The sequence below is a fragment of the Streptomyces sp. HD genome, from assembly GCF_028369295.1.
GTDB lineage: Bacteria > Actinomycetota > Actinomycetes > Streptomycetales > Streptomycetaceae > Streptomyces.
This window is the reverse complement of sequence record NZ_JAQMYP010000012.1, coordinates 79,653-104,191: the sequence shown is the minus strand read 5'-3', so window position 1 is coordinate 104,191 and position 24,539 is coordinate 79,653. Positions and strand designations below refer to the sequence as shown.

Genomic DNA, 24,539 nt, shown 5'->3' with positions numbered 1-24,539 from the left:
CTACCGGGGCCCGTGGTCGAGGGGCTGCATCAGCAGTTCCGAGATCTCCTCGCGGCGCCGGCCCGCGTCCCGGGCGGCGTGCTGGGCGAGGAAGATGGCGTTCAGCAGCTGGTCGGTGGGGCGCAGCGCGCCGTCCGCCTCGGACCGGGTGAACTGGTCGACGAGATCGCGGTTGGCGTCGTAGGCACCCTGCCCGAAGTGGGCCTGGACGAGGGCGGCGAGGCGTTCGTCGCGCGGGGCCTTCAGGTCGAGGGGGATGCAGCGGCGCAGCAGGGCGGCCGGGAACTCGCGCTCGCGGTTGCTGGTCATGATGACGAACGGGAAGGCCCGGCACCCCACCTGACCGCCCGTCACCGTCACCCGGCGTCCGTCGTCGGTGAGGACCCGCACTTCCGGGGTGCGGTCGGCGATGCGCTCCAGCTCGGGGATGGCGAAACGGCCTTCCTCCAGGACGTTGAGCAGGTCGTTCGGCAGGTCGATGTCGCTCTTGTCCAGCTCGTCGATGAGCAGCACCCGGGGCTTGTCGGCGGCGAGCAGGGCGGTGCCGAGCGGGCCCAGCTTGATGTACCGGCCGATGTCCTGGGCGCCTTCCTCAGCGGGCAGCTGGGCGTCCTGGAGGCGGCCGATGGCGTCGTAGGTGTAGAGGCCGTCGCGCAGTTCGCTGCGGCTGACGACGGGCCACTCCAGGACCCGGCCGAGGTCGAGTTCGTAGGCGACCGAGTGGGCGAGCGTGGACTTGCCGACGCCGGGTTCGCCGGTGACGAGCAGCGGGCGGCGCAGATACAGGGCGGCGTTGACGAGTTCGAGGGCGTCGGGGTCCTGGACGGGCAGCGGGACGGTGCGCTCGCCGAGCCTGCGGTGGGTGACGGAGTCGAGCTCCGGGACCTCGTAGGCGACGGGCGGGGCGTCGAACTGGCGCCAGGGCGGTGGACCCGGCAGCTCGGCGATCCTGGCCGGATCCGGTTCTCCGATCCCCCGGTAGATGAACCACTCGCTCATGGCGCGCTCCTCGTCGACGGTCGGTGGTGGTCCACGTCCTGGCCGACGGGAGCGTCGTGCGCCCGCAACGGGCCCCTGGGAACATACCCGGAACTGCCTTGGTACACCGGCGATTTCGGCCAGTTGTCGATGTTGTTCACAGCGGCGCGTCCACCGTTTCGCTCTCCTCTCCCGGCAGAGGCCTGCGCGGATCGTCGTAGAGCAGGGCGAGCGGTTCGGCCCAGGTGCTGTCGGGGCGTTGTTCGCTGATGTCCTGCCGTACGTGCCGCAGCCGGTCGGGGAGTTCGGCCAGCGAGCCGAGCGTTTCGAGGAACTTCTCCACGCGCGCGTGCAGCGCGTCGCACTCGGGCAGGCAGGCGCCGCGCTCCGGGTGCGGGCCGATGTGCCAGAGCGCGACGGAGTGGCCGCCGCTCAGCGCGTGCTTCATGGCGACGCGCCCGGTGCCCTGTCCGGCGGGGCGGCACATCACGGGGATGCGGTCGAGTGCGGCGGTGCGGTAGCCGGTGGCGTCGACGACGCCCGGCGGGGGGATGCGCCAGCCCTGGAAGCGCCGCCCGGCCGTCATGCTCTGCCAGCGGTCGGCCCAGAGGTTGTCCGGTTCTCCCCGGCGCTCAAGGGCGCGTAGCACGAGGCGGCGGCGTGCGCCCAGGTGCCCGGGGTCGTTCAGCGCGGCGATGTCCGCGAACCGCCAGCGGTGCACGGCGGTGTCGAAGTACTCGGCGGGCAGCGCGACTTCGAGCGGTACGGGGTGCCCCTCCCGGTCCTTGGACTCCAGTAGTCCGCCCAGTGGGACGCGCAGCGCCTGCACGAGTTCGTCGGGCCGGTATCCGTGCACGGAGGCGTCGGTCTCGTGGACCTCGGGCAGGCCGTCGCCGTCGTCGTACCAGATCTGCCAGAAGAACCGGACGGGCTGCGCGCCGATCACCGGGTCCAGGAGCAGGGCCACGACGGGGCCCTCGCCGGGGCCGGGGTAGGAGATCACCACGCGCTCCGGGCCGGCGGCCTCGGGGGGTGGCCGGAGTTCGCCGGGGAGGCTGACGTCGCGGGCGTAGGCGTGCAGGTAGCGGCGGGTGTCGCGGCGCAGCCGTTCGTCGATCCACCCGGCGAGGAGGGGGCTGCCGGAGTCGCGGGCGCGGGCGTGGGCCTCGACGAGCCTGAGGTAGCGCAGGAAGGTGAGCGGGTCGAGCGGTGCGGTGCCCTCGTAGAGCAGGCCGTGGCCGTCGCGCCAGGTCCGCAGCTCGGGTGTGGCGCCGGGCCACTGGTTGCCGCTGCGCGCCACCTTGGCGATGACCTTGACGGTGGGCTCGTCGGGCGGGGGCGGCAGCGCGGCGAGGAGGGCGAGCGCCTTGCGACGGTCGCGGGGCGTCCAGACCGCGCCCTGGCCGTCGGCCGACCCGCGCTGGAGCTCGATCCAGTTGTCCCCGCTCTCCGACATCGGCTCCTCGCCGTGCCAGCGGTCGTGGGCGGCCATGACCGTGCGGTAGGTCTCGCCGAACCGGCGCAGCGCGGCGACGGCCACCGCCTTGCCGCCGTCCTTGTCCTTGCGCCGCGACTTGATCAGTCCGACGACGGCGCCCGTCTCCGGGTCGAGCAGCGGGCCGCCCGACATCCCGCTCGGGATGTCGATGTCGGACTTGATGATCAGGCCGTACGTGTCCTCGTGGCCGTTGATCCAGGCGTCCACGATGCGGAAGTGGGCCTCGGGCGGGCCGGGGTAGTAGCCGCAGGCCTTCAGTGCACCGGTGTGGCGGGCGGCACGGTCGGTGAGCCATACGCACTCGTGGAGGTGCTCGCCTGTCAGCCGGACCAGGGCCAGGTCCTCGGCCAGCGGGACCTTGGGGCTGCGCGGGTCGGTGATCAGCCACTCGGCGAGACGGGCCTCGGCGTCGATGCCCTCGCCGCGCACCCGGAACACGGTCGTGCGGTCCGCCGCGAGGTGCGGGCGCAGCACATGGGCGGCGGTCAGCACCCAGCCGGGCGCGACGAAGAAACCGCTGCCCCACAGGGGGCTGTCCTTGCCGCCGGCGGGGAGCAGATGGACGGTGGCGGCCCGAACCAGTTCGAAGAGACGGTCGTCGTGCTCGCTCATGCGCCGACCGCTCTCCGGTCGCCCTCCCCCGCGCTCCCGCGATCGAACTGCCAGGTGAGGGTGACCTCCAGGGACGCCTTGGCCTCCCCGCGCGCGAGCACGGCGACCGCCAGGCCCTCCTTGGCGGTCAGTTCCACGCCGAAGGTGATGGACGCCTCGTCCGGCCTGACCTCCCGGGCCGCGTCGAGCACGCTGCCGCCGACGGCCCTGATCAGCTCCTGGAGCTGCTCGACCTTCGCCGTCGCGGCCTCGGTGAAACCGACGTCCTCCTGGTCGTCGTAGGCGTCGGCAGCGCCGATCCGTGCGGTGACCACCGCGCCGCCCGGCAGCTCGATGTCCTGGATGTGACTCATCCCGATCCCCCCGCAGAGCCCGGCCGCCCGGCCAACCGGCTTCGGGCGGCGCCCACTTGAACAGCGACGAGGCTAATACCCAGATTGGTTGCAGGACTATGCGGGGAGGGCCGCGACGCCACGGAGATCCAGCGGCAGCCCCCTAGGACTGTCCGGCGGATCATGCCGACGTCGCGGGGGCTGGCACGCGCTCCCCCAGAGGGGACCCCCGGCCGCGTTGTCGTCGGTTGCAGACTCCCCCACGCTCGAACAACCTCTCGCGGAGACCCCCATCGCGTCGCCGCCCTCCTCCACCTTGCAGCTGCACGCACCAGACCCCGCTCGGGTCGGCCGGTCCGCAAAGGTTCCTTGTAGCCGGCCTGATCCGCCGGACGGGCCCTAGTCCTCGTCCTCGTCGTCCAGGCGGGCCAGCCACGTCGCCAGCCGCTCCACCGGTACCTCGAAGTCCGGGTTGAGGTCGACGAACGTGCGCAGCTGCTCGGCGAGCCACTCGAAGGTGACCTCCTCCTCGCCGCGCCGCTTCTCCAGTTCCTCGATGCCACGGTCGGTGAAGTACAACTCTTGCTCCTGAGACTGACGGGACAAGCCCTGGGACCTACTCCCTCAGGGTATGCCGCGCCGGCCGACACCGGCCCGGCGCTTCCCCGGCCGTCAGTCGGGTACGTGGGTGAGGCCGTACGCCAGCCCCAGCGCGCCGTTCGCCAGCAGCACCGCGCCCGCGGCGGTCCAGCCACCGCTGCGGCGCCACAGGCCCCAGACCGTGAGGGGCAGACCGACCGCCACCTGGGCGAGGGCGACGGCGTTGGCCCTGGGGCCGCCCGCCCAGGGCAGCCAGGGGACGAGGCGGCCGCCCTCCACGGCGTCGAGTTCTGCGAGGAAGGCCTCGCGCCAGCCCGGCCACTCGATCCGGACGTGCGGCTGGAGCCGGGCGGCCTCGTGGAGGCGGTCGGCGCTGTCGCCGGGGGTGAGGCCGGACGGCAGGGCGACACCCGCGCGCGTGAGGACGGCGACGAGGCCACGCATGCGTGCCCGCGCGTCGGCCGCGCCGTCGGGGCGGGTCAGCGTGTCGAGGGACTGCATGTCCAGGACGGGGTCGAGGCCGAGCCGGCCGGCGAAGGTGTGCATCGCCTCGTTCTCGCCGGCCGGGGTGCCGTTGGTGAGCCAGATGTAGCCGACCGGGCGGCGGAAGCCGGAGGCGAGGGTGAATCCGGCCCGGTCGGCGTCCCACCAGAGGGCGAGCACGGGCCAGGTGCCCCCGACGGCGAGGGCGGTGGCCCAGCCCGTGAGGACGCGGTCGACCGGTTCGCCGCCCTCCTGCCAGGGCCGGCCCTCGGGCACGAGCACGCTCCACTCCCCGCCGGCCGGCACCAGGAGCATGTGCTCGCGCAGCAGCTGGGCCGCGGCGGCGACGGATTCGGGCTCGGCCCGGCAGAGCAGCAGGGCGCCCGGGGTGGGGCGGTCCCGGCGGGCGGTCCTGGACTCTTCCGTCGGCATGCCAACACGCTAGGCCGTTTTGTCCACCTCAGGTGATTTGTGATCACCAGAACGAGTGCTTGACTTTCCGTGCCCGCGATATATCGTGTTTTACGGAAGACGCGATATGGCGTGTCGTGTTCAGGTCCGGCCCGTGCGGCCGTGTCCGGTCGCCCAGGAGGTCCGCACCATGTCCGAGTGGTCCGTAGCAGAGCCCAGGAAGCTCGCCTTCGACGAGCCGGTGAGCGAGCTCCAGGTCCGCATCGTCAACGGCACTGTGAACGTCGTGGGGACGGAAGAAGGTTCCGCCCGCCTGGAGGTCTCCGAGATCGAGGGCCCGCCCCTGATCGTGACCCAACAGGGCGGCACACTGACGGTGGCGTACGACGACCTGCCCTGGAAGGGCTTCCTCAAGTGGCTCGACCGCAAGGGCTGGCGGCGCAGCGCGGTGGTCTCCCTGGCGGTGCCGGCCGACACCCGCGTCGAGGTGGGGGTGGTCGGCGCCGGGGCGGTGGTCTCCGGGATCCAGGGCCCGTCGGTCGTCAAGGGCGTCACCGGCGACACGACCCTGGTCGGCCTGTCCGGCCCGGTGCGCGCCGACACCGTCTCGGGGAATCTGGAGGCACAGTCCGTCACCGGCGACCTCCGCTTCAACTCGGTCTCCGGCGATCTCACGGTCGTCGAGGGCTCCGGCTCGTCCGTGAAGGCCGACTCCGTGAGCGGCTCCATGATCGTCGACCTCGACCCGGACGGCCCGACCGACATCCGGCTGACCAGCGTCTCCGGCGAGATCGCCATCCGCCTGCCGGCCCCGGCGGACGCCGACGTCGAGGCGAACACCGCGAGCGGCACGATCTCCAACGCCTTCGAGGACCTCCGGGTCCACGGCCAGTGGGGCGCCCACAAGATCACCGGCCGGCTGGGTGCCGGCACCGGCAAGCTCCGGGCGACGACGGTCTCCGGCTCGATCGCCCTGCTGCGCCGCCCGCCCAAGGAGGAGGAGCCGTGGGAGGCGGAGGCCTGGGAGGAGCCCGAACCGGCCAAGGACCAGGGCGGACCGGGCGAGACATCCGGCACCTCACCGAAGGACTCACCGGCCACCCCGGTGACCGGCACGCACCACACCTCGGGGGACAATTCCGTCTCCGGCCAGGGCGACACGGCGAGCGACGACCACGGCAACGGCTCCGCCGAAGCCGCCGACGCCTCCACCGCCACCCCGGCCGACGGCACGACCGACAAGAAGGTGCTCTGACATGCCCCCCGTCTTCGCCCACGGCCGCCTCCGTCTGTATCTGCTGAAGCTGCTGGACGAGGCCCCGCGCCACGGCTACGAGGTGATCCGCCTCCTCGAAGAGCGCTTCCAGGGGCTGTACGCACCGTCGGCCGGCACCGTCTACCCCCGCCTGGCCAAGCTGGAGGCCGAGGGCCTGGTCACCCACACCACCGAGGGCGGCCGCAAGGTGTACGCCATCACGGACGCCGGCCGCGCCGAACTAGCCGACCGCAGCGGCGAGTTGGCCGACCTGGAGCTGGAGATCAGGGAGTCGGTCGCCGAACTCGCCGCCGAGATCCGGGCCGATGTGCGCGGCGCGGCGGGCGATCTGCGGCGCGAGATGCGCGCGGCGGCGTCCGAGGCCCGCAAGGGCACCGGCGCCAAGGCGGACACACCCTTCGGTGACTTCTCGGAGTACACCGACAAGGAGGCGTGGCGCGCCGCCAAGGAGGAGATGCGCCGCGCCAAGCAGGAGTGGAAGGAGCAGGCCCGCCGCGCCAAGGACGAGAGCCGCCGCGCCCGCGAGGAGGCGCAGCGCGCCCGCCGCCAGGCCAAGGAGGCCCAGGACCGCGCCCGCGCCCAGGCCCAGGAGGAGGTCCAGCGCATCGCCCGCCGGGTCCAGGACCAAGTCCAGGACCACTTCGCCCGCGGCGACTGGCCGACGGGGGTCCGGGAGGGCCTGACGGAACTGGCCAAGGAGTTCGGCGACTTCGGCAAGGACTACGGGAAGGGGCTGGGCAGGGACTTCGGCTTCGGCCGCCAGGGCACCCCGCCCAAGTCGCCGCAGCACGACCCCGACTACTCGGACACCCCCGAAGACTTCCCCGCCGACTACGAACCCACCTGGGCCCACGAGCCCCCCACCGGCGACCCGACCCGTGACCTGGACCGCCTGCTGGACCGCTTCCGCGACGACATCCGCGACGCGGCAAGGGACCACGGCGTGACAGCGGACCAACTCCTGGACGCCCGACGCCACCTGTCGACAGCGGCGGCCCACATCGGAGCACTACTGCGCACCCCGAAGGCGTGACCCCGGCCCCCTGGGCAGTACGGCCACGACGTCCCCCGCACTGCCCAGGCCCCGGCACGCACGCCCCCCCCGGCACGGCCGGCGGCACGCCGGTCAACGCACCCACCAGTACCCAACGCTGGAGTTTCTCGCCGCGCCCAGCCCACCTGCGCCCGGTATCCGGTCGGCCCTGGGCGCCCGGTATCCGGCCGCCCAGGCCCCCAGGGCCCTCTCCAGGCCCTCAACCGGCCTTGGCCTCTCCCCCGCCGTACAGCACGCGAGTGACGGACTCATGGGTCACGCCGTGATCGGCAAGCACCTCGGCCGCGACACCGGGACGGCCGACGAGGGCCAACAGGATGTGCTCGTCGCCGATGTGCCGGTCCCGGCGGGCGACGGCGATACGCAACGCCCGCTCCAGCACGTCCTTGGCACCCCGGCCGAACGACCGCCGCCCCGACCACCACCCCTTGTCCTTGGCGTCGCCGGACAAAGCCCCGGCCCCGTGCACTTCCTCCACCCGGGCGACGATCTCCCCCACATCGATCCCCAACCCGGCCAACGCATCGGCCTCGGCCTGCGACAGCCCGCCGCGCCGCCGGGCCTCGCCCAACGCACTCCGCACGGACTCCAGCCACTGCCCGCCCCCGAGCGCGCCGAGCGCGAACGAGGCCCGGCTCCCCTCGCGATCGAGCAGCGCCAACAGCATGTGCTCGGCATCGACGGTCTGCGCCCCACCCCTCTCGGCCTGCTCGACGGCACCCGTCACCACCGCACGGGCATCCTTCGTGAACCGCTCGAACATCAACGCCTCCCGTACTTCTTGTGCACGGCCTGCCTGCTGACCCCGAGTTCCGCGGCGATCTCCTGCCAGGACCACCCCTGATTGCGCGCACTGCGCACCTGCACCGCCTCCAACTGCTCCAGCAGCCGGCGCAACGCGGCAACGGCCCGCAGCCCGACCCGCGGATCGCGATCACCAGCCCGCTCGGCAAGGTCTGTTGCTTCGGTCATGATGTCAACGTAAGTTGACACACGGGTAGACGTCAACCCTGATTGACAAACAGAAGGGCGGGCCCGAGGTATCGAAACCCCGGACCCGCCACAAGTACGGAAAGTACCGACGACCGAAAGAACCGTCAGTTGGTGAGCACGATCTTCCCGAACTGCTCCCCGGACTCCATGCGCTCGAAGCCCTCCCGGGCCCGGTCCATGGGAAGCACCTCGTCGATGACGGGCCGCACACCGGTGGCGGCACAGAAGGAGAGCAGATCCTCCAGCTCGTCCTTGGTCCCCATCGTCGACCCGACGATCTTCAGCTCCAGGAAGAAGATCCGGGTGAGCTCGGCATGCGAGGGCCGGTCACCGCTGGTGGCACCGGAAATGACCAGCGTGCCGCCCGGCTTGAGCGACTTGACGGAGTGCGACCAGGTGGCGGCACCCACGGTCTCGATCACGGCGTCGACCCGCTGCGGCAGCCGAGCCCCCGACTCCACCGCCTCCACGGCCCCCAGCTCCAGGGCACGCTTGCGCTTGGCCTCGTCCCGGCTGGTCGCGAAGACACGCAGTCCGGCGGCCTTCCCCAGCACGATGGCCGCCGTGGCGACCCCACCGCCGGCCCCCTGCACCAGCACGGAGTCACCGGGCCGCACCCCGGCATTGGTGAACAGCATCCGATAGGCCGTCAGCCACGCGGTGGGCAGACAGGCGGCCTCCTCGAAGGAGAGCTCCTTGGGCTTGGGCAGGATGTTCCAGGTCGGCACGGCGACCTGCTCGGCGAACGTGCCCTGATACCGCTCGGTCAGAATGGAGCGCGGCTCCTTGGGCCCCACCCCGTGCCCACTCTGCCCGATCACGGAATGCAGGACGACCTCGTTGCCGTCCTCGTCGACGCCGGCGGCGTCACATCCGAGGATCATCGGCAACTTGTCCTCCGCGAGGCCCACGCCCCGCAGCGACCACAGGTCGTGATGGTTGAGGGAGGCGGCCTTGACGTTGACGGCACTCCAGCCGGGACGGACCTCGGGGGCCGGCCGCTCCCCCAACTCCAGTCCGGAAAGCGGCTGGTCGCGGTCGATTCGGGCGGCATAGACGGCGAACATGACCTTGACGATAGGCTCCCCCACCGCCCGACGGAACCACGCGGCCTTGTGAGACACGCCCTGTTGCCAAAGGGACCGGTGTGGGGCCGGGCACCTGAACGGGACGCACACGAAACCACCCGGACAGCCCCGCCCCAAGGTAAAGAAATGGCCCCGCCCACCCGGGCGGGGCCATTCAGCAGGCAGGCTCCACGCGTCAGCGCCGAGCGACGCCCTCCGCGCGAGCCGCAGCGGCGACAGCCGCGGTGACCGCCGGAGCGACCCGCTCGTCGAACGGCGACGGGATGACGTAGTCCGCGGCGAGGTCGTCCCCCACCACACCCGCCAGCGCCTCAGCGGCGGCGATCTTCATCCCCTCGGTGATCCGGGAGGCCCGCACCTGCAGCGCCCCGGCGAAGATTCCGGGGAACGCCAGCACGTTGTTGATCTGGTTCGGGAAGTCCGACCGCCCGGTGGCCACGACCGCCGCGTACTTGTGCGCGACGTCGGGGTGCACCTCGGGGTTCGGGTTGGCCATGGCGAAGACGAACGCGCCCTCCGCCATCGAAGCCACCGCCGCCTCCGCGACCGTACCGCCGGAGACGCCGATGAAAACGTCCGCACCCTCCAGAGCCGCCTCCAGCGACCCGGTGATGCCGGCCTTGTTGGTGAACCCGGCGACCTCGCGCTTGACGGACGTCAGGTCGTCCCGGTCGGCCGAGACGACGCCCTTGCGGTCCGCGACGGCCACATCACCGATACCGGCCTCGATCAGCATCTTCGCGATGGCGACGCCGGCCGCGCCCGCGCCCGAGATGACGGCCCGCAGATCCCCGATGGCCCGCCCGCTCAGCCGCGCCGCGTTCCGCAGGGCCGCCAGCGTCACGACCGCCGTACCGTGCTGGTCGTCATGGAAGACCGGGATGTCGACCCGCTCCTGGAGCTTGCGCTCGATCTCGAAGCACCGCGGTGCCGAGATGTCCTCCAGGTTCACGCCGCCGAAGGACGGGGCGAGTCGCACCACCGTCTCGACGATCTCGTCGACGTCCGTGCAGTCGAGCGCGATCGGGACCGCGTCCACGCCGCCGAACTGCTTGAACAGAATCGCCTTGCCTTCCATCACGGGAAGGGAGGCCTCCGGACCGATGTCCCCGAGCCCGAGCACCGCCGTGCCGTCGGTGACCACGGCCACCACGGACGACTTCCACGTGTAATCGTGGACGAGCTCCGGCTGCTCGGCGATCGCGGTGCACACGCGCGCCACGCCGGGTGTGTATGCGAGGGACAGGTCGTCCTTGTCACGCACCGGCACGGTGGCCTGCACGGCCATCTTGCCGCCGCGGTGCAGCGCGAACGCCGGATCGAAGGAATCCAGGGGCTCGCCCCCGGCCTCCTGATCCGTATTGCTGTCGCTTCGAGGATTGACGATCTCCGCTGCCACTTTGTTTTACCCCTTAAATCTTCATTGGTTGAGGGTGGCCACTCCTGGTGAGGGGTGGGCGGGACCGCACATGCCCCGATCTGTTGATGCGTACGGGTCATGCGCGATGGGCGCGCCGCACACGCGCCCTGAGCCCCGGATGAGGGGTGTAAAGAACCTTCTTACCGGACGGACGGTACCGACGACGAGTCCAATACGTGCAAGATCACACGACGGCAAGGGAAACGCCCGGCCGCGATGACACGAATCGGACACGACCCGACGGCGAAACCGCTGTGATTCATGGCCGGATAAGTGGACAATCAACATCACAAGCCGCGAAAGACAACCGAAGACCGCAAACCCGGCACATGCCCGGTCCGCATTCCGAGCGGCACCGAAGATCCTTCGGCCGGAAGCAAGGATTCCCGTAGAAGGTCCGGTCGTGATGTACCGGCCTGATGCGGTTTCGGGGGTAACCCGTTATCCGATTTTGACATGGCGGGCGCCCTGAATGGCTCAGTCCGAATGGCAAGATGCCGTAATCACACGGGGTCGCGACACTCGAAGGCGTGTGTTCCCGTCGACCTACGAAACCAAGGCACCTGCCGCCCATCGGCAGGTGCCGGCCCCATCGGCAACTCCACCCATCCGCCGGAGGAACCCACCATGACCGCACGCTCCACCCGCCGTACCTCCGCCGCGCGCTCCAGGGCAGCCGCGGTAGGTGCGATCGCGGTCGCAGGCGCTCTGATGCTCACCGGTTGCGGTGACCAGACCAAGGGCGGCGGCTCGGACAGCACCGACACCGCCACGGCCGGCGCCCCGCTGGCCGACAAGCTGCCCCAGGCGATCCGCGACAAGGGAGTCATCAAGGTCGGCTCGGACATCGCGTACGCGCCGGTCGAGTTCAAGGACAGCTCCGGCAAGACGGTCGGCATCGACCCCGACCTCGCCGCCGCCATGGGCAAGCAGCTCGGTGTGACGTTCGAGTTCGAGAACGGCACCTTCGACAGCCTGATCACCGGTCTGCGCTCCAAGCGCTACGACATCGCGATGTCCGCGATGACCGACACCAAGGACCGTCAGGAGGGCATCGACTCCGAGACGGGCAAGAAGGTCGGTGAGGGCGTCGACTTCGTCGACTACTTCACGGCCGGTGTCTCGATCTACACCCAGAAGGGCAAGAACACCGACATCAAGACCTGGTCGGACCTGTGCGGCAAGAAGATCGTCGTGCAGCGCGGCACGACTTCCGAGGACCTCGCCAAGAGCGAGGCGAAGAAGTGCACCGGTGGCAAGACGATCTCCATCGAGTCCTTCGACAACGACCAGCAGGCCCAGACCCGCCTGCGCGCGGGCGGTGCGGACGCCGGTTCCTCCGACTTCCCCGTGGCCGCGTACGCCGTGAAGACCTCCGGCGGCGGCAACGACTTCCAGCTGGTCGGCGAGCAGGTCGAGGCCGCCCCGTACGGCATCGCGGTGGCCAAGAGCAACACCCAGCTGCGTGACGCGCTGAAGGCCGCGCTGGACGCCATCATCAAGAACGGCGAGTACGAGAAGGTCATCAAGAAGTGGGGCGTCGAGGACGGCTCCGTGACCGAGGCCACCATCAACGGAGGCAAGTGACCGCGCGCAGCGGGCACTGAAAGGCAATATCCGTGACTGAGATCAACAAGACGGACGGGCCGGCGGACACCCCGCCGGCCGGCCCGGAGGCCATCAAGGCCATCCCGGTCCGTCACTACGGGCGGTACGTCACCGCCGTCGTCGCGCTCGCCCTGCTGGGCGCCGTCGTGTACGCGTTCTCCCAGGGCAAGATCAACTGGGGTGCGATCCCGGACTACTTCTTCAACGACCGCGTCCTCAGCGGTGTGGGCAAGACCCTCCTGCTGACCGTCCTGTCCATGGTGATCGGCATCGTCGGCGGCATCATGCTCGCGGTGATGCGGCTGTCGCGGAACCCGGTGACCTCGTCCATCGCGTGGTTCTACATCTGGTTCTTCCGCGGCACACCGGTCCTGGTCCAGCTGATCGTCTGGTTCAACCTGGGCCTGGTCTTCGAGTACATCAACCTCGGCCCGATCTACAAGAACGAGTGGTCGGACTTCATGACCCCGTTCCTGACGGCGCTGCTCGGCCTGGGGCTCAACGAGGCCGCGTACATGGCGGAGATCTGCCGTGCCGGTCTGCTCGCGGTCGACGAGGGCCAGACCGAGGCGGCGCACGCGCTGGGCATGAGCCACAGCAAGACGCTGCGCCGGATCGTCATCCCGCAGGCGATGCGCGTGATCGTGCCGCCGACGGGCAACGAGGTCATCAACATGCTGAAGACGACCTCGCTGGTGTCGGTCGTCCAGTACTCCGAGCTGTTGCGCGTCGCCCAGGACATCGGCCAGACCTCCGGCGCCCCCGCCGAGATGCTGTTCCTGGCCGCGGCCTGGTACCTGCTGCTGACGTCGATCTTCAGCGTCGGCCAGTACTACCTGGAGCGGTACTACGCCCGAGGCTCCAGCCGCAGCCTGCCGGCGACCCCGTTCCAGAAGATCAGGGCGAACCTGCTGTCCCTGTCGAACCGTTCGTCGGCGGGAGGTGCCGCATGACCGCCATGGTGAAGGCCGAAGGCGTCCACAAGTCCTTCGGGCTCGTCGAGGTGCTCAAGGGCATCGACCTGGAGGTGAAGTCCGGCGAGGTCTTCTGCCTCATCGGCCCCTCCGGCTCCGGCAAGTCCACCTTCCTGAGGTGCATCAACCACCTGGAGAAGATCAACGCCGGTCGGCTGTACGTCGACGGCGAGCTGGTCGGCTACCGCCAGAAGGGCGACAAGCTGTACGAGCTCAAGGACAGCGAGGTCGCGGTGAAGCGCCGGGACATCGGCATGGTGTTCCAGCGGTTCAACCTGTTCCCGCACATGACGGCGCTGGAGAACGTCATCGAGGCGCCGATCCAGGTCAAGGGCGTGAGCAAGGCCCAGGCCAGGGAGCGCGCGAAGGAACTGCTCGACCGAGTCGGCCTCGCCGACAAGGCCGGGAACTACCCCTCCCAGCTCTCCGGCGGCCAGCAGCAGCGCGTCGCCATCGCCCGTGCGCTGGCGATGGACCCGAAGCTGATGCTGTTCGACGAGCCGACCTCGGCCCTCGACCCGGAGCTGGTCGGTGACGTCCTCGACGTCATGCGCGACCTCGCCGAGTCCGGTATGACGATGGTCGTCGTGACCCACGAGATGGGCTTCGCCCGCGAGGTCGGCGACAGCCTGGTCTTCATGGACGGCGGCGTGGTCGTCGAGTCCGGCGACCCGCGCGAGGTCCTGACCAACCCGCAGCACGAGCGGACGCAGGCGTTCCTGTCCAAGGTGCTCTGACGGTACGACGGTGAAGGGGCGGTACGAGATCCTCGTACCGCCCCTTCACCATGTGCTCGGCCTACGGCAACAGCTGTGGCGCCGTCACCACTTCTCGCAGCTGATCTGCGGTCAGCGGCGGGGCGTCCAGCGCCGGTCCCAGCGTCCGCCTGGCGTCGAACCCGCTGCCGGCCTTGATCATGACCGTGTAGCCCTGCGTGAAGAGCCGCACGGCACGAAAGGGCTCCCATGTCCGGCCACCGCTACGGATCTCCCGCGCCAGCTCGGTGGACTCGCGCTGATCGCCGTTCGGCAGTGTCTCGGGGACGCAGGTCGCCGCCGTCCCGGGGACGTACGACGAGCAGTGCTCCCCGAGCGGTACCGGCCAGTCCTCCCGCCGGCCCGGGAGGACCTGGAAGTTGAGATACCCGACGCCGCCGTCCTTGTAGACCGCGTAGACCCCGTCGTACGGCCCTTCGCCCACGACGTGCCGGACCTCGCGGATCCTGCCGGTTCCGGGCGGCAGCAGCTTCGCCAGCCGGTCCACCCTGGATCCGGGCTGCGGGTCCGCGATCCCCGCCGGCTCCCGGCCGTTCCCCGGCAGCGCCCCGATCCCGGCCGTCAGGCTCACCGCGGCCACGGCCGCCGCGACCGCCCCCCGCCGGCGCCACCGCATCCGCGCCACCCGCGCGAACACCGCGTCCGCACCGGGACCGGACGGCATCGCAACACCCCTGAGGGCCCGCCCCAGCAGCTCCGTCGCCCACGGCACCTCGCTGACGTCGTCCCCGCTCATACGTGTTCCTCCCGCACCGCGGCCCGCAGTGCCGCGAGCCCCCTCGCCGTGTGGCTCTTGACCGTGCTCTCCCGCATGCCGAGCAACTCGGCGGTGTCGGCGACGCTGAGGTCCTCCCAGTAGCGCAGCACGAGCACGGCCCGCTGCTTGGGCGCGAGCTGTGCGAGGGCGGCCCGGACCATGACGCCGGTGTCGTTGTCCACCGACCGCTCCGGCACGTCCGGCAGCTCGCCGTACGCCTGCTCGCGCCGCCAGAAACGCCGGCGGGCGGCGATGAAGGTGTTCACCAGCGTCTTGCGCGCATAGGCGTCGAGGTTGTCCAGGTGCGGGTGCCGGCGTGCGCCGAGGACGACCTTGACCAGCGTGGTCTGGACGAGGTCCTCCGCCTCGTCCCGGTTGCCGCACAGCAGATAGGCGCTGCGGAACAGGGCCGTCCGTCTGCCCTCGACGAAGGCATGCAGTGACGCTTCCGCGCCCCCCGTCATCCCGCCCCCTCTCCCGCCCCTTCCGGTAGGGACCGTCTCACTCCTTCCAGTGCGGCGGGAGGCCTTGCCGGACGCAGTGGAGGCGGTACGAATTTCTCGTACCGCCTCCAGCTCGCCGTACGGCCACGAGGACGTGGCCCCCGGCGCCCTACTTCAGCGCGAGCAGCAGCGTGTCCGACGGTGAGCACCACACCGGGCGTGCCTCGCCGAAGCCCTTCTCGCGCAGCACGCTCGCGTGCCACTGGGCGGACGGCATGTCGCCGTCGGCGTGCTCGCCGTAGATCTCGAAGCGGCGGGCCGTCGGCCCGGCGAGGACCGGGTCCTTGGCGGCCAGCTGCCACCACTCGGACCAGTCGAGGGCGCCGTCCGCCTTGGCCTGATCCATACGGGCGTGGCGCTGGACACGCTCGGCCGCGTTGATCCGGGGCGTCGTCTCGTCGATCATGTGGTCCGCGTTCAGGAAGACACCGCCGTCGCGGACGAGTTCCGCGACCTGACCGTAGAGGGCCGCGAGGGGTTCACGGTGCAGCCAGTGCAGGGCCGTGGCGGTCAGGACGGCGTCGAACGAGTCGTACGGCAGCTTCGCCGGCCAGTCGGGGTCCTTGAGGTCGGCCGTGACGAAGGAGACCCGCTCGTCGTCCGCGAAGGAGCCCTCCGCGATGGCGAGGAGCGCCGGGTCGAGGTCGACCCCGGTGCTGGTGGCGTCGGGGAACCGGTCGAGCAGCCGGGCGGTGATGGTTCCCGTGCCGCACGCGAGATCGAGCACCCGCGGGGCGGGGCCGACGAGGGCCTCGACCATGTCGAGCATGATCCGGAAGCGTTCCTCGCGGTCGGGCATGTACCACTCCTGCTGCCGGTCCCAGCTCTGCTGCCAGGCAGCCCAGTCGGCTCCGGTCGTGGTGGTGATGTCCGTGTCCGTCATCGAGCCCCTCCATAGCGCACGTCACGTAATACCCTGGAAGCACGATCAGCTGTTACCCGACCGCACCACGACCATAGAACGCCTCCGTAAGGACTACAAGTGGAACTGGCCTATTACTCGGATTACGCCGTACGACTCGTCAACAGCGAGGACCCGGCCCGGGGCAAGGACTCACTGACCTCGGTCGAGGCCGTCCGCGATCTGTTCGGCGTCAGCCAGGAGGCGGGCCGTCGCGCCACCGACGCCGACGTCACCCGCTTCCGCTCGGTCCGCGCACGGCTGCGGGCGGTCTTCGAGGCGGCGGACAAGGGCGACGAGGCACTGGCCGTGAACCTGTTGAACTCGCTTCTGCTGGAGTTCCCGGTGAGCCCGCAGATCTCCGGCCACGACTTCCGGGACGACGACGGCCGCCCCCTGTGGCACATGCACCTGGCGGACCATCCGTCGAACGCGACCGCGGGCTACGCGGCGATCGCGGCGATGGGCCTGGCCTTCCACCTCACCGAGTACGGCGTGGACCGTCTGGGCCTGTGTGAGGCGAGCCCGTGCCGCAACGCCTACCTGGACACGTCCACCAACCGCTCCCGGCGCTACTGCTCGGACCGCTGCGCGACCCGCGCCAACGTGGCCGCCTACCGGGCCCGCAAACGCCTGGCGGCCGACCGGTCGGCGAACACCGGCCGCACGGCCGACAGCGCCCACCGGGCAAGCGCGAACGGCGATCGCTGATCCGGCTTGCGCGGCCGGTACCGGAGCCGGACCCTGCCCAGGATCAGCTCGTCCGGCACCACCCCGTAGTCGGTGCTGTCGCCCCCGGCGTAGGCGTTGTCCCCCAGCACCCACCATCCGCTCTCACGCCGCTCCGCGGCGCGCTTGACGACGAGCAGGTCCTGCTGGAACGGATGGCGCAGGATGACGACGTCGCCGGCCCTGATGCGGCCCCGGTGCACCACCACGAGCAGATCGCCGTGGTACAGCGTGGGCACCATCGACGGCCCGGTCACCTCGGCCCACCCGAAGGGCCGGCCCGCGCGCCCGCGCTCGGTCTCCTGCGACAACTCCGGCATCCCCGGCACCTCCCCGGTACGGTCCTCCACCAGTCTCAGTCTGACCCTGGACTTTTGTCCTAAGCCCATGGGGGCACTCGCGAAAACCCGTCTTGCAGGGAGTAATGTCCCACCTGAGAAGACGATCACGAGGAAGGAATGCTCCATGCTTTCCCGCCTGTTTGCCCCCAAGGTCAAGGTCAGCGCGCACTGCGACCTGCCCTGCGGCGTGTACGACCCGGCCCAGGCCCGCATCGAGGCGGAGTCGGTGAAGGCCGTGCAGGAAAAGATGGCCGCCAACGACGACCCGCACTTCCAGGCGCGCGCCACCGTCATCAAGGAGCAGCGCGCCGAGCTCGCGAAGCACCACGTCTCGGTGCTCTGGAGCGACTACTTCAAGCCCCCGCACTTCGAGAAGTACCCGGAGCTGCACCAGCTGGTCAACGACGCCCTGAAGGCCCTCTCGGCCGCCAAGGGCTCGACCGACCCGGCCACCGGTCAGAAGGCTCTGGACTACATCGCCCAGATCGACAAGATCTTCTGGGAGACCAAGAAGGCCTGACCCAAGGCGTTCTCGTCGTTCTCCTGAACCTCGGAAGGGGCTCGCCCGGTTCGCCGGTCGGGCCCCTTCGGCGTACCCGGACGGTTTGGCGGGCGTGAGGTTCCCTCGGTTCGCGGTGATTGTGTTCACGCGGTCCTCGGTGGCCGCGGGTTGTTCACGTCACGTAGGTTCTGGCGTGTCCACCTGGTCATGTGCACTCCAGAACCGGTGGGCTCTCGGGGGAAGCTGAGCGGTACTCAGATCCCGTCTCGACCTTTGCGGTCGAGGCGGTTTTCGGTGTGCCCTGTGACAGCGGGCGAGTGAGATCACATCACCGGCGGCCCGGCCCCCGCCGGACCGGATGTCGATCCCTTGGAGAACGCTCGCTTGAGGCACCGCCCGCCCCTCTGGCCGATCCCCGTGCTCTGGACCCTCGCCCTCGGCCTGTGGGGGCTCTCCCGGCAGGACAGCGTGTGGCGGGACGAGGCCGCGACCTGGCAGGTGGCCGGTCGGTCCGCCGCCGACATCTGGCACATGCTGGGGCAGGTCGACGCCGTACACGGGCTCTACTACCTGCTGATGCACGGGCTCTTCGAGTGCTTCGGGGCCGGTACCACCACCCTTCGGCTGCCCTCCGTGCTGGCCACGGCGGTGGCGGCGGCCTGCGTCACCGTCATCGGCGGGCGGCTGGCCGGAGTTTGGGCGGGTCTGGCGGGAGGGCTGGCGTTCGGGCTGCTTCCGGCCGTGCAGTTCTATCTGCAGGAGGGCCGCCCGTACGCGCTCGTCACGGCCGGGGCCGGCATCTCGACGCTGCTCCTGGTGACCGTCCTTCAGGGGCGTGGCCGTACCCGGCACTGGGCCGCCTACGCGGGCACGGTCGCGGTGTGCGGGCTGCTCAACTGGCTGTCGCTGCTGATCCTGCCCGCGCACCTGGCGACCCTGCTGTGGACGCGGGCCCGGCGCGGAACCCGGGTGCGCTGGGCCGTGGCCGCGACGCTCGCGGTGGCGGCCGTGGCGCCGTTGATCCTGTTCAGCCGCCGCCAGTCCAACCAGGTCTCCTGGATCCCCCCGTTGACCTGGCACATGCTGATCGGCCCGGCGATCCTGCTGGCCCTCGGCGGCCTCGGGGCCCTGCTGGACCGGCCGCGCGAGAAGCGGCTGTCGGTGGCGGCCGTGGCGCTGCCGCTGCTGGCGGTGCCGCAGCTCTGCCTCCTCGGCCTCTCCCTGTTCCGGCCGCTCTTCCTGGACCGCTACGTCCTGTTCAGCATGCTCGGTCTGGCCCTGCTGATCGGTACGGCGCTGGGGACTGCCGTACGGGCGACCCGGCCCAGGTTCCCCAGGGCGTCGCTGTGGCTCGTCCCGGCGGTGGTCGCCGTGGCGGTGGCGGCGTTGTTGCCACAGGCGCTGGCGAAGCGGTCCCCGGCCAGCCGGGTGGACGACGTCCTGGCGATAGCGGAGGACGTACGGCGGCTCAAGGAGGGCGGGGACGCGGTGGTGTTCCTGCCTGCGGCCCGGCGCGACACCGCGCTCGTCTCCCCCGGCCACTTCACCGGCCTGCGGGACATAGCGCTGGCGCAGAGCCCCGTGGCGTCGGGGACGTTGAAGGGCGAGGAGGCGGATCCGGCCCGGATACGGTCCGCGATGCTGGCGCAGCACCGGATACTGCTGGTCACCGACGCGCCCGACGTGGCCCGGCCGGTGTCGAACGAGCGGGACGAGGCGAAGACCGCCGTACTGCAGGAGCACTTCACGGTGGTGGCGGACGAACAGGTCCGCGGGCGGCGGGTGACGGTGTACGAGCGGGTGGAGCCGGCGAAGGACGCCTGATGCCTGACCTCTGATGCCCTGGCCAAAGACGCCTTCGCCGATCCGTCGGTTCAGTCGGTCTGCCTGCCGGTCTGTCGGTCTCTCGGTCTGTCGTGGTCTGTGGGTCTGTGGGTCTGTGGGTCTGTCAGTGGAACTCAGTGGAACTGCGGCACGATCAGATAGATCCCGTACGCCACCACGGCCGCGCAGGCCAGGAAACACAGCCCCGCCTGGGCGAAGCCGAGGGTGGACGTGCCGTCGCCCTCCGCGCGCGCCCCTTCGTGGCGGGCCAGGCCCAGCACGCCGAGGGCGAAGACGGCGACCACGGCCACCGTGACGGCGAGGCTCACCGCGGCGACCTGGCCGAGTGCGGTCCAGTCGAGGCTCATGATGCGAACTTCCCTTGTCTCGGGCGGCTGTGTCTCAGGCGGCCGTGCCGACCTTGGCCGGCTCGGTGCCACGGATCGTGACCTCGTGGTCGTCGTTGACGTTGTGGGCGGACACCGGGTTGCGGCGCGAGGCGAACACGATGCCGGCGGCGACGGCGGCGCCGACCAGGGCGACCACGGCCGTACCGATGTTGCCGCCGTGCGTGACCACGCTCGCCGAGACACCACCGACCAGCGCGGCGGCCGGCAGGGTGACCAGCCAGGCCACCACCATGCGGCCGGCGACGCCCCAGCGGACCTCCGCCAGACGGCGGCCGAGCCCGGCGCCGAGGATGCTGCCGGAGGCGACCTGCGTGGTCGACAGGGCGAACCCCAGGTGGGCCGAGGTGAGGATCACCGTCGTGGACGCCGTCTCGGCGGCGAAGCCCTGCGGGGACTGGATCTCCGTCAGGCCCCTGCCCATCGTGCGGATGATCCGCCAGCCGCCGAGGTAGGTGCCGAGACCGATGGCGAGACCGGCCGAGACGATGACCCACAGGGGCGGGCCCGCGTCATGGCCGAGCGCGCCCGCCGAGATCAGGGTCAGTGTGATGACGCCCATCGTCTTCTGCGCGTCGTTCGTGCCGTGGGCCAGGGAGACGAGCGAGGCCGAGGCGATCTGACCGACGCGGAAGCCCTTGGTGACGGACTCCTTGCGGGCGCGAGCGGTGACCTTGTACGCCAGGTAGGTGGCCAGCAGTGCCGCGATCCCCGCCACGAGCGGCGAGGCCACCGCCGGGATCAGCACCTTCTCGACAACCTTGTCGAAGTGCACGCCGTTGGCCCCCGCACCGACCCAGACGGCCCCGATCAGCCCGCCGAACAGCGCGTGCGACGAACTGGACGGCAGCCCGACCAGCCAGGTGAGCAGATTCCACAGAATCGCCCCGACGAGACCGGCGAAGATCATGCCCGGTGTGACGAGTGTGTCGTCCACGATGCCACCGGAGATCGTCTTGGCGACCTCGGTGGACAGGAAGGCGCCGACGACGTTCAGGATGCCGCTGATGAGCACGGCCGTTCTCGGTTTGAGCGCCCCCGTGGCGATGGACGTGGCCATCGCGTTCGCCGTGTCGTGGAATCCGTTGGTGAAGTCGAAGGCGAGGGCCGTCACGATGACGACCGCCACCAGGAACGTGATGTGGTCCATTCCCCAATGCAAACAAGGGTCGGCCAATAAACGGGGAACTGACGGCAAAGCATGTCCCAGGAGCACGCGCTTGAATCGTAAGATTTATACGAATGGGGCATGGTGAACGGATCTACGATCGCCCCATGACCATCCGCTGGACGTACGCCTTCATCGACCGCCCCGCAGCGTCCTTCGGCCGGGCCCACGCCTTCTGGGCCGCCGTGACGGAGACCCGGCTGTCCGGATTCCGCGGCGCGAAGAGCGAGTTCGTGACCCTGCTGCCCGGCGGCGGGGCCGACGCCTGTGTCAAGGCGCAGGGGGTCGACTCGGGCGCCGGTGGCGCGCATCTCGACCTCGCCGTGGACGACGTACCGGAATGCGTGGAGTCGGCGCTCCGGCTGGGCGCGGGTGTCGCCGCCGAGCACGAGGGGTGGGCAGTGCTGCGGTCGCCGGCCGGGCAGTTGTTCTGCGCCGTGCCCTGGCACGGGGAGTCGGTGCGCCCGCCCGTGGTGCACGGCAGCCGGCTCGACCAGGTCTGCGTCGACGTACCGCCGTCGCTCTACGGCGCCGAAGTCGCCTTCTGGAGCGCCCTGTTGGACGGCTGGGAGTCGGCGCCGGGCTCCCTCCCCGAGTTCCATGTGCTCAAGCCGCCGCCCGGGATGCCGGTCCGCATCCTGCTCCAGCGGCTCGGCGAGGAGGGGACAGGTGGGGAGCGGCCCGGTGGGGAGCGGCCAGGTGAGGAGCGGCGTGCCTCCGCCCACCTGGACCTGGCCTGTGCGGACATCGCGGCGACCCGCGCCCGGCACGAGGAGCTGGGCGCGACCTTCGTCACCCGGGGCGCCCACTGGACGGTGATGCGCGACCCGGCGGGCGGCGTGTACTGCCTGACGGGACGGGACCCGGAGACGGGCGGACTGCCCCGGCCCCAGACCCCTTAGGCCACTGGCCGACCCGACCACCCAGCCCCCCGGCCACCCGGCCCTGTCCAGCACGTCGTCTAGCGCGTCCTGATGAAGCAGAGCTTCTGGCCGTTCTCATCCGGCGTGGCGTCCGCGCAGGCCGACTCCCACCCCTCCGGCAGCGTGGCCGACGGACTGGCCTCCTGCCAGCTGTACGGTCCCGGCGGTTCGGCCGAGTCCTGGAGCCAGAGCGTCGCGGCGCCCGCGACGGCCACGACGATCACCCACGCGACCACGCCCCACCGCCATAACCGGCGTCGTCCCGTCACCTCCACGGCTCCACGGCCACCACCGCGTCCACCGGGATCGGCCCGTACACATGCGGGAACTCCTCGCTCCCGGGCTCCGGCTCCTCGTACTTCAGCGGCACGTCGAGCCGTGCCGGGTCCACGACCAGCACCACCAGTTCGTCGGGGCCGTCGTAGGAGCCGTACAGGAAGGCGGCCACGGTCGGGAGCTGGGCGCGGGTCGAGCAGTGGATGAAGCCTTCCTCCTGGAGGGTGCGACCACGCGTCGACATCTCGTACGTGCCGCGCTCGCGGGCCGCGTCCCACAGGGAGCGTTCGGTGATGTGCAGGATGTACGTGTGTTCGGGCATGGGCCGAGGTTACGGCCTCAGCCGGGCCGCCCGCGCGTGCAGATAGCGCTGCTCCGGCAGGCTCAGGGTCTTGTCGGCCGCGGCCTCGTAGGCGGTGCGCGCCTCGTCGTACGCGCCCGCCCGCTCCAGCAGATGACCGCGGACCGCGTCCAGCCGGTGTCCGGCGCCCAACTCGTCCTCCAGCTCGCCCAGTTCCGCCAGTCCGGCACGCGGCCCCCGGACCATGGCGACGGCGACCGCGCGGTTGAGACGCTCGACGGGACCGGGCACGAGGCGCGTCAGGACGTCGTAGAGGCCGAGGATCTCCTGCCAGTCGGTCTCCTGCGCGGACGGCGCCTCGTCGTGGACGGCGGCGATGGCGGCACGCAGTTGGTACGGGCCCGCGTGGCCCCGGGAGAGGGCACGGGTGACCAGGGCGACGCCCTCGTCGATGGCGGTCCTGTCCCAGCGGTCGCGGTCCTGCTCGTCGAGCGGGACGAGCTCCCCGTGCGGGCCGGTGCGCGCGTCGCGGCGGGCGTCGGTGAGCAGCATCAGGGCGAGCAGGCCGGCCACCTCGCCGTGGTCGGGGAGGAGCCGGTGGACCGTGCGGGTCAGCCGGATCGCCTCACCGGCGAGGTCCCGCCGCTGCAGGCTCGCACCCGAGGTCGCCGTATAGCCCTCGTTGAAGATCAGGTACAGGGTCTGCAGGACCGCGGGCAACCGGTCCTCCCAGTTGTCGGGCCGCCCGAAGCGCACCCCGCGGACCTTCTGCTTGGCCCGGCTGATCCGCTGGGCCATCGTCGCCTCGGGCACCAGGTGCGCACGGGCGATCTCCGCCGTGGTCAGGCCGCCGACGGCGCGCAGGGTGAGGGCGATCTGGGCGGGCGGGGTCAGGTCCGGGTGGCAGCAGAGGAAGAGCAGGGTGAGGGTGTCGTCCTCACGGGGAGCGCGGTCCGCGCCGGGCGGCGGGGCCGTGAAGGCATCCCGCGGCGACAGCGCCGCGACCTTCTCCTCCCGGGCCCGGCGCGCCTCCTCCGCCCGCAGCATGTCGGTCAGCCGACGTGCCCCCACCTTGATCAGCCAGCCGCGCGGGTTGTCCGGGACCCCGGTCCGCGGCCACTGCTCGGCCGCCGCGAGCAGCGCCTCCTGTACGGCCTCCTCGGCGCTGTCGAAGTGGCCGTACCGTCGCACCAGCGCGCCGAGGACCTGCGGCGCGTGGCGGCGCAGCAGGTCCTCGGTCTCGGGTGTGGTGCCCATGTCGGGTGTGGCGCTCCTGCGGGGCTCGTACGGCTCACTCGTACGGCTCAGACGTCCCCGGAGCCGTCGTCGATGGGCCGGATCACCACCGGGTACACGGAGGCTCCGGCGGGCTGGGGGCACTGCAGGACACGCTCGGCGATCTCCGTGACCCGTTCCAGGCTCGCGCAGTCCAGGACCCAGTAGCCGGCCAGCAGCTCCTTGGTCTCGCCGTACGGCCCGTCGGTGATCACCGCCTTGCCGTCGTCGCCCAGCGTGACGTGCCGGGTCTTCGCAGGCTCGGCCAGCCCGTGTCCGTCGATCATCTCGCCGGTCTCGGCGAGGTCGTCGTTGAGGGCCTGCATGAAGGCGTACATCGCCTGGACGTCCTCCTGGCTCCAGGCCACGGAGTGCTCGGACCCCTTGCCCTGCATCGCCTCGTAGTCCGCCTGCGAGCCCTGCACCATGACCAGGTACTTCATCAGTCCGCTCCTTCGGTTTCCGTCGGCTCGGGCCGCCCGTGGTGGGCGGCTCTCACAGGGGACGTCGGAGCCGGACCGGGATTCTC

28 protein-coding genes are annotated in these 24,539 nt (G+C 70.9%); 9 read left to right on the top strand and 19 right to left on the bottom strand.

Features of this window, described 5'->3' with window-relative positions:
- The 5 genes from POF73_RS14490 to POF73_RS14470 form a co-directional block, all read right to left on the bottom strand.
- Window positions 1-999: an AAA family ATPase gene (locus POF73_RS14490; protein WP_272115152.1), complete on the bottom strand. Its 999-nt coding sequence runs from the start codon at window positions 997-999 to the stop codon at window positions 1-3.
- 136 nt (window positions 1,000-1,135) lie between these two features.
- Window positions 1,136-3,088, bottom strand: a complete 1,953-nt coding sequence (locus POF73_RS14485; protein ID WP_272115151.1) for a VMAP-C domain-containing protein — start codon at window positions 3,086-3,088, stop codon at window positions 1,136-1,138.
- Window positions 3,085-3,441, bottom strand: coding sequence for a CU044_2847 family protein (locus POF73_RS14480; RefSeq protein ID WP_272115150.1), 357 nt, complete (start codon window positions 3,439-3,441; stop codon window positions 3,085-3,087). Before POF73_RS14480 ends, POF73_RS14485 begins: the two co-directional genes overlap by 4 nt.
- 378 nt (window positions 3,442-3,819) lie before the next feature.
- Window positions 3,820-3,999, bottom strand: a complete 180-nt coding sequence (locus tag POF73_RS14475; RefSeq protein ID WP_128557595.1) for a DUF6104 family protein — start codon at window positions 3,997-3,999, stop codon at window positions 3,820-3,822.
- Window positions 4,000-4,092: 93 nt separating this feature from the next.
- Complete coding sequence (locus POF73_RS14470; protein WP_272115149.1) at window positions 4,093-4,935, bottom strand: hypothetical protein; 843 nt, start codon at window positions 4,933-4,935, stop codon at window positions 4,093-4,095.
- Between the two features lie 169 nt (window positions 4,936-5,104).
- Between POF73_RS14470 and POF73_RS14465 the strand changes: the two genes are divergently transcribed.
- A complete protein-coding gene (locus tag POF73_RS14465) occupies window positions 5,105-6,169 on the top strand; it encodes a DUF4097 family beta strand repeat-containing protein (RefSeq protein WP_272115148.1) in 1,065 nt (354 codons plus the stop codon).
- Between the two features lies 1 nt (window position 6,170).
- Window positions 6,171-7,223, top strand: coding sequence for a PadR family transcriptional regulator (locus POF73_RS14460; protein ID WP_272115147.1), 1,053 nt, complete (start codon window positions 6,171-6,173; stop codon window positions 7,221-7,223).
- Window positions 7,224-7,443: 220 nt separating this feature from the next.
- On the opposite strand, the gene POF73_RS14455 is transcribed toward POF73_RS14460, so the two are convergent.
- The 4 genes from POF73_RS14455 to POF73_RS14440 form a co-directional block, all read right to left on the bottom strand.
- Entirely contained in the window at window positions 7,444-8,007 is a 564-nt protein-coding gene (locus POF73_RS14455) for a Clp protease N-terminal domain-containing protein (RefSeq protein ID WP_272115146.1), read from the bottom strand.
- Window positions 8,007-8,216 carry a helix-turn-helix domain-containing protein gene (locus POF73_RS14450; protein WP_003997975.1) on the bottom strand — a complete coding sequence of 70 codons (210 nt, stop codon included), beginning with the start codon at window positions 8,214-8,216 and terminating at the stop codon, window positions 8,007-8,009. The genes POF73_RS14455 and POF73_RS14450 overlap by 1 nt, the downstream gene beginning before the upstream one ends.
- Before the next feature lie 125 nt (window positions 8,217-8,341).
- A complete protein-coding gene (locus POF73_RS14445; RefSeq protein WP_272115145.1) occupies window positions 8,342-9,304 on the bottom strand; it encodes a zinc-binding dehydrogenase in 963 nt (320 codons plus the stop codon).
- Window positions 9,305-9,500: 196 nt separating this feature from the next.
- On the bottom strand, window positions 9,501-10,724 hold the full coding sequence (locus tag POF73_RS14440; protein WP_272115144.1) for an NAD(P)-dependent malic enzyme: 1,224 nt from the start codon (window positions 10,722-10,724) through the stop codon (window positions 9,501-9,503).
- Between the two features lie 648 nt (window positions 10,725-11,372).
- On the opposite strand from POF73_RS14440, the gene POF73_RS14435 reads away from it, so the two are divergent.
- The 3 genes from POF73_RS14435 to POF73_RS14425 are packed head-to-tail and all read left to right on the top strand — an operon-like array spanning window position 11,373 to window position 14,064.
- A complete protein-coding gene (locus POF73_RS14435) occupies window positions 11,373-12,332 on the top strand; it encodes an ABC transporter substrate-binding protein (RefSeq protein WP_272115143.1) in 960 nt (319 codons plus the stop codon).
- A 32-nt stretch (window positions 12,333-12,364) separates the two neighbouring features.
- Complete coding sequence (locus POF73_RS14430; protein WP_272115142.1) at window positions 12,365-13,306, top strand: amino acid ABC transporter permease; 942 nt, start codon at window positions 12,365-12,367, stop codon at window positions 13,304-13,306.
- The gene (locus POF73_RS14425) at window positions 13,303-14,064 is read left to right on the top strand and encodes an amino acid ABC transporter ATP-binding protein (protein WP_272115141.1); all 762 of its coding nucleotides are present in this window, start codon (window positions 13,303-13,305) and stop codon (window positions 14,062-14,064) included. The genes POF73_RS14430 and POF73_RS14425 overlap by 4 nt, the downstream gene beginning before the upstream one ends.
- A 61-nt stretch (window positions 14,065-14,125) precedes the next feature.
- On the opposite strand, the gene POF73_RS14420 is transcribed toward POF73_RS14425, so the two are convergent.
- The 3 genes from POF73_RS14420 to POF73_RS14410 all read right to left on the bottom strand — a co-directional run bounded on the left by POF73_RS14420 (window position 14,126) and on the right by POF73_RS14410 (window position 16,246).
- On the bottom strand, window positions 14,126-14,839 hold the full coding sequence (locus tag POF73_RS14420) for a hypothetical protein (protein ID WP_272115140.1): 714 nt from the start codon (window positions 14,837-14,839) through the stop codon (window positions 14,126-14,128).
- A complete protein-coding gene (locus POF73_RS14415) occupies window positions 14,836-15,324 on the bottom strand; it encodes a SigE family RNA polymerase sigma factor (protein WP_272115139.1) in 489 nt (162 codons plus the stop codon). The genes POF73_RS14420 and POF73_RS14415 overlap by 4 nt, the downstream gene beginning before the upstream one ends.
- Before the next feature lie 148 nt (window positions 15,325-15,472).
- The gene (locus POF73_RS14410) at window positions 15,473-16,246 is read right to left on the bottom strand and encodes a class I SAM-dependent methyltransferase (protein WP_272115138.1); all 774 of its coding nucleotides are present in this window, start codon (window positions 16,244-16,246) and stop codon (window positions 15,473-15,475) included.
- A 99-nt stretch (window positions 16,247-16,345) separates the two neighbouring features.
- Here POF73_RS14410 and POF73_RS14405 point away from each other — a divergent pair, with 99 nt between their 5' ends.
- The gene (locus POF73_RS14405) at window positions 16,346-16,975 is read left to right on the top strand and encodes a CGNR zinc finger domain-containing protein (RefSeq protein ID WP_272115137.1); all 630 of its coding nucleotides are present in this window, start codon (window positions 16,346-16,348) and stop codon (window positions 16,973-16,975) included.
- Here the strand turns inward: POF73_RS14405 and sodX are convergent.
- The gene (sodX, locus tag POF73_RS14400; RefSeq protein WP_272115223.1) at window positions 16,879-17,313 is read right to left on the bottom strand and encodes a nickel-type superoxide dismutase maturation protease; all 435 of its coding nucleotides are present in this window, start codon (window positions 17,311-17,313) and stop codon (window positions 16,879-16,881) included. The two genes, POF73_RS14405 and sodX, sit on opposite strands and share 97 nt — an antisense overlap.
- 145 nt (window positions 17,314-17,458) lie before the next feature.
- Here sodX and sodN point away from each other — a divergent pair, with 145 nt between their 5' ends.
- A complete protein-coding gene (sodN, locus tag POF73_RS14395) occupies window positions 17,459-17,854 on the top strand; it encodes a superoxide dismutase, Ni (RefSeq protein ID WP_007491258.1) in 396 nt (131 codons plus the stop codon).
- A gap of 366 nt (window positions 17,855-18,220) precedes the next feature.
- Window positions 18,221-19,660: a glycosyltransferase family 39 protein gene (locus tag POF73_RS14390; protein WP_272115136.1), complete on the top strand. Its 1,440-nt coding sequence runs from the start codon at window positions 18,221-18,223 to the stop codon at window positions 19,658-19,660.
- Window positions 19,661-19,794: 134 nt separating this feature from the next.
- Here the strand turns inward: POF73_RS14390 and POF73_RS14385 are convergent, their stop codons facing one another.
- Entirely contained in the window at window positions 19,795-20,028 is a 234-nt protein-coding gene (locus POF73_RS14385; RefSeq protein WP_272115135.1) for a hypothetical protein, read from the bottom strand.
- Window positions 20,029-20,062: 34 nt separating this feature from the next.
- Window positions 20,063-21,217: an inorganic phosphate transporter gene (locus POF73_RS14380; RefSeq protein ID WP_272115134.1), complete on the bottom strand. Its 1,155-nt coding sequence runs from the start codon at window positions 21,215-21,217 to the stop codon at window positions 20,063-20,065.
- A gap of 125 nt (window positions 21,218-21,342) precedes the next feature.
- On the opposite strand from POF73_RS14380, the gene POF73_RS14375 reads away from it, so the two are divergent.
- Window positions 21,343-22,137 carry a VOC family protein gene (locus POF73_RS14375; RefSeq protein ID WP_272115133.1) on the top strand — a complete coding sequence of 265 codons (795 nt, stop codon included), beginning with the start codon at window positions 21,343-21,345 and terminating at the stop codon, window positions 22,135-22,137.
- A 59-nt stretch (window positions 22,138-22,196) separates the two neighbouring features.
- Here the strand turns inward: POF73_RS14375 and POF73_RS14370 are convergent, their stop codons facing one another.
- The 4 genes from POF73_RS14370 to POF73_RS14355 are packed head-to-tail and all read right to left on the bottom strand — an operon-like array spanning window position 22,197 to window position 24,453.
- Entirely contained in the window at window positions 22,197-22,427 is a 231-nt protein-coding gene (locus POF73_RS14370) for a hypothetical protein (protein ID WP_272115131.1), read from the bottom strand.
- Window positions 22,424-22,756 (bottom strand): DUF952 domain-containing protein, encoded by a 333-nt coding sequence (locus POF73_RS14365; RefSeq protein ID WP_272115130.1) that lies wholly within the window; start codon window positions 22,754-22,756, stop codon window positions 22,424-22,426. Before POF73_RS14365 ends, POF73_RS14370 begins: the two co-directional genes overlap by 4 nt.
- Before the next feature lie 9 nt (window positions 22,757-22,765).
- Window positions 22,766-23,992, bottom strand: a complete 1,227-nt coding sequence (locus POF73_RS14360) for an RNA polymerase sigma factor (RefSeq protein WP_272115128.1) — start codon at window positions 23,990-23,992, stop codon at window positions 22,766-22,768.
- A 47-nt stretch (window positions 23,993-24,039) separates the two neighbouring features.
- Complete coding sequence (locus tag POF73_RS14355; RefSeq protein WP_272115126.1) at window positions 24,040-24,453, bottom strand: YciI family protein; 414 nt, start codon at window positions 24,451-24,453, stop codon at window positions 24,040-24,042.
- Between the last annotated feature and the right edge of the window lie 86 nt (window positions 24,454-24,539).

Coding starts and splice junctions, on each gene's coding strand:
- POF73_RS14365 (WP_272115130.1), bottom strand. CDS start 22,756: ATGCCCGAACACACGTACATCCTGCACATCACCGAACGCTCCCTGTGG.
- POF73_RS14355 (WP_272115126.1), bottom strand. CDS start 24,453: ATGAAGTACCTGGTCATGGTGCAGGGCTCGCAGGCGGACTACGAGGCG.
- POF73_RS14460 (WP_272115147.1), top strand. CDS start 6,171: ATGCCCCCCGTCTTCGCCCACGGCCGCCTCCGTCTGTATCTGCTGAAG.
- POF73_RS14410 (WP_272115138.1), bottom strand. CDS start 16,246: ATGACGGACACGGACATCACCACCACGACCGGAGCCGACTGGGCTGCC.
- POF73_RS14480 (WP_272115150.1), bottom strand. CDS start 3,441: ATGAGTCACATCCAGGACATCGAGCTGCCGGGCGGCGCGGTGGTCACC.
- POF73_RS14375 (WP_272115133.1), top strand. CDS start 21,343: ATGACCATCCGCTGGACGTACGCCTTCATCGACCGCCCCGCAGCGTCC.
- POF73_RS14450 (WP_003997975.1), bottom strand. CDS start 8,216: ATGACCGAAGCAACAGACCTTGCCGAGCGGGCTGGTGATCGCGATCCG.
- POF73_RS14425 (WP_272115141.1), top strand. CDS start 13,303: ATGACCGCCATGGTGAAGGCCGAAGGCGTCCACAAGTCCTTCGGGCTC.
- sodN (WP_007491258.1), top strand. CDS start 17,459: ATGCTTTCCCGCCTGTTTGCCCCCAAGGTCAAGGTCAGCGCGCACTGC.
- POF73_RS14385 (WP_272115135.1), bottom strand. CDS start 20,028: ATGAGCCTCGACTGGACCGCACTCGGCCAGGTCGCCGCGGTGAGCCTC.
- POF73_RS14470 (WP_272115149.1), bottom strand. CDS start 4,935: ATGCCGACGGAAGAGTCCAGGACCGCCCGCCGGGACCGCCCCACCCCG.
- POF73_RS14465 (WP_272115148.1), top strand. CDS start 5,105: ATGTCCGAGTGGTCCGTAGCAGAGCCCAGGAAGCTCGCCTTCGACGAG.
- POF73_RS14435 (WP_272115143.1), top strand. CDS start 11,373: ATGACCGCACGCTCCACCCGCCGTACCTCCGCCGCGCGCTCCAGGGCA.
- POF73_RS14490 (WP_272115152.1), bottom strand. CDS start 999: ATGAGCGAGTGGTTCATCTACCGGGGGATCGGAGAACCGGATCCGGCC.
- POF73_RS14415 (WP_272115139.1), bottom strand. CDS start 15,324: ATGACGGGGGGCGCGGAAGCGTCACTGCATGCCTTCGTCGAGGGCAGA.
- POF73_RS14455 (WP_272115146.1), bottom strand. CDS start 8,007: ATGTTCGAGCGGTTCACGAAGGATGCCCGTGCGGTGGTGACGGGTGCC.
- POF73_RS14360 (WP_272115128.1), bottom strand. CDS start 23,992: ATGGGCACCACACCCGAGACCGAGGACCTGCTGCGCCGCCACGCGCCG.
- POF73_RS14380 (WP_272115134.1), bottom strand. CDS start 21,217: ATGGACCACATCACGTTCCTGGTGGCGGTCGTCATCGTGACGGCCCTC.
- POF73_RS14445 (WP_272115145.1), bottom strand. CDS start 9,304: ATGTTCGCCGTCTATGCCGCCCGAATCGACCGCGACCAGCCGCTTTCC.
- sodX (WP_272115223.1), bottom strand. CDS start 17,313: ATGCCGGAGTTGTCGCAGGAGACCGAGCGCGGGCGCGCGGGCCGGCCC.
- POF73_RS14485 (WP_272115151.1), bottom strand. CDS start 3,088: ATGAGCGAGCACGACGACCGTCTCTTCGAACTGGTTCGGGCCGCCACC.
- POF73_RS14420 (WP_272115140.1), bottom strand. CDS start 14,839: ATGAGCGGGGACGACGTCAGCGAGGTGCCGTGGGCGACGGAGCTGCTG.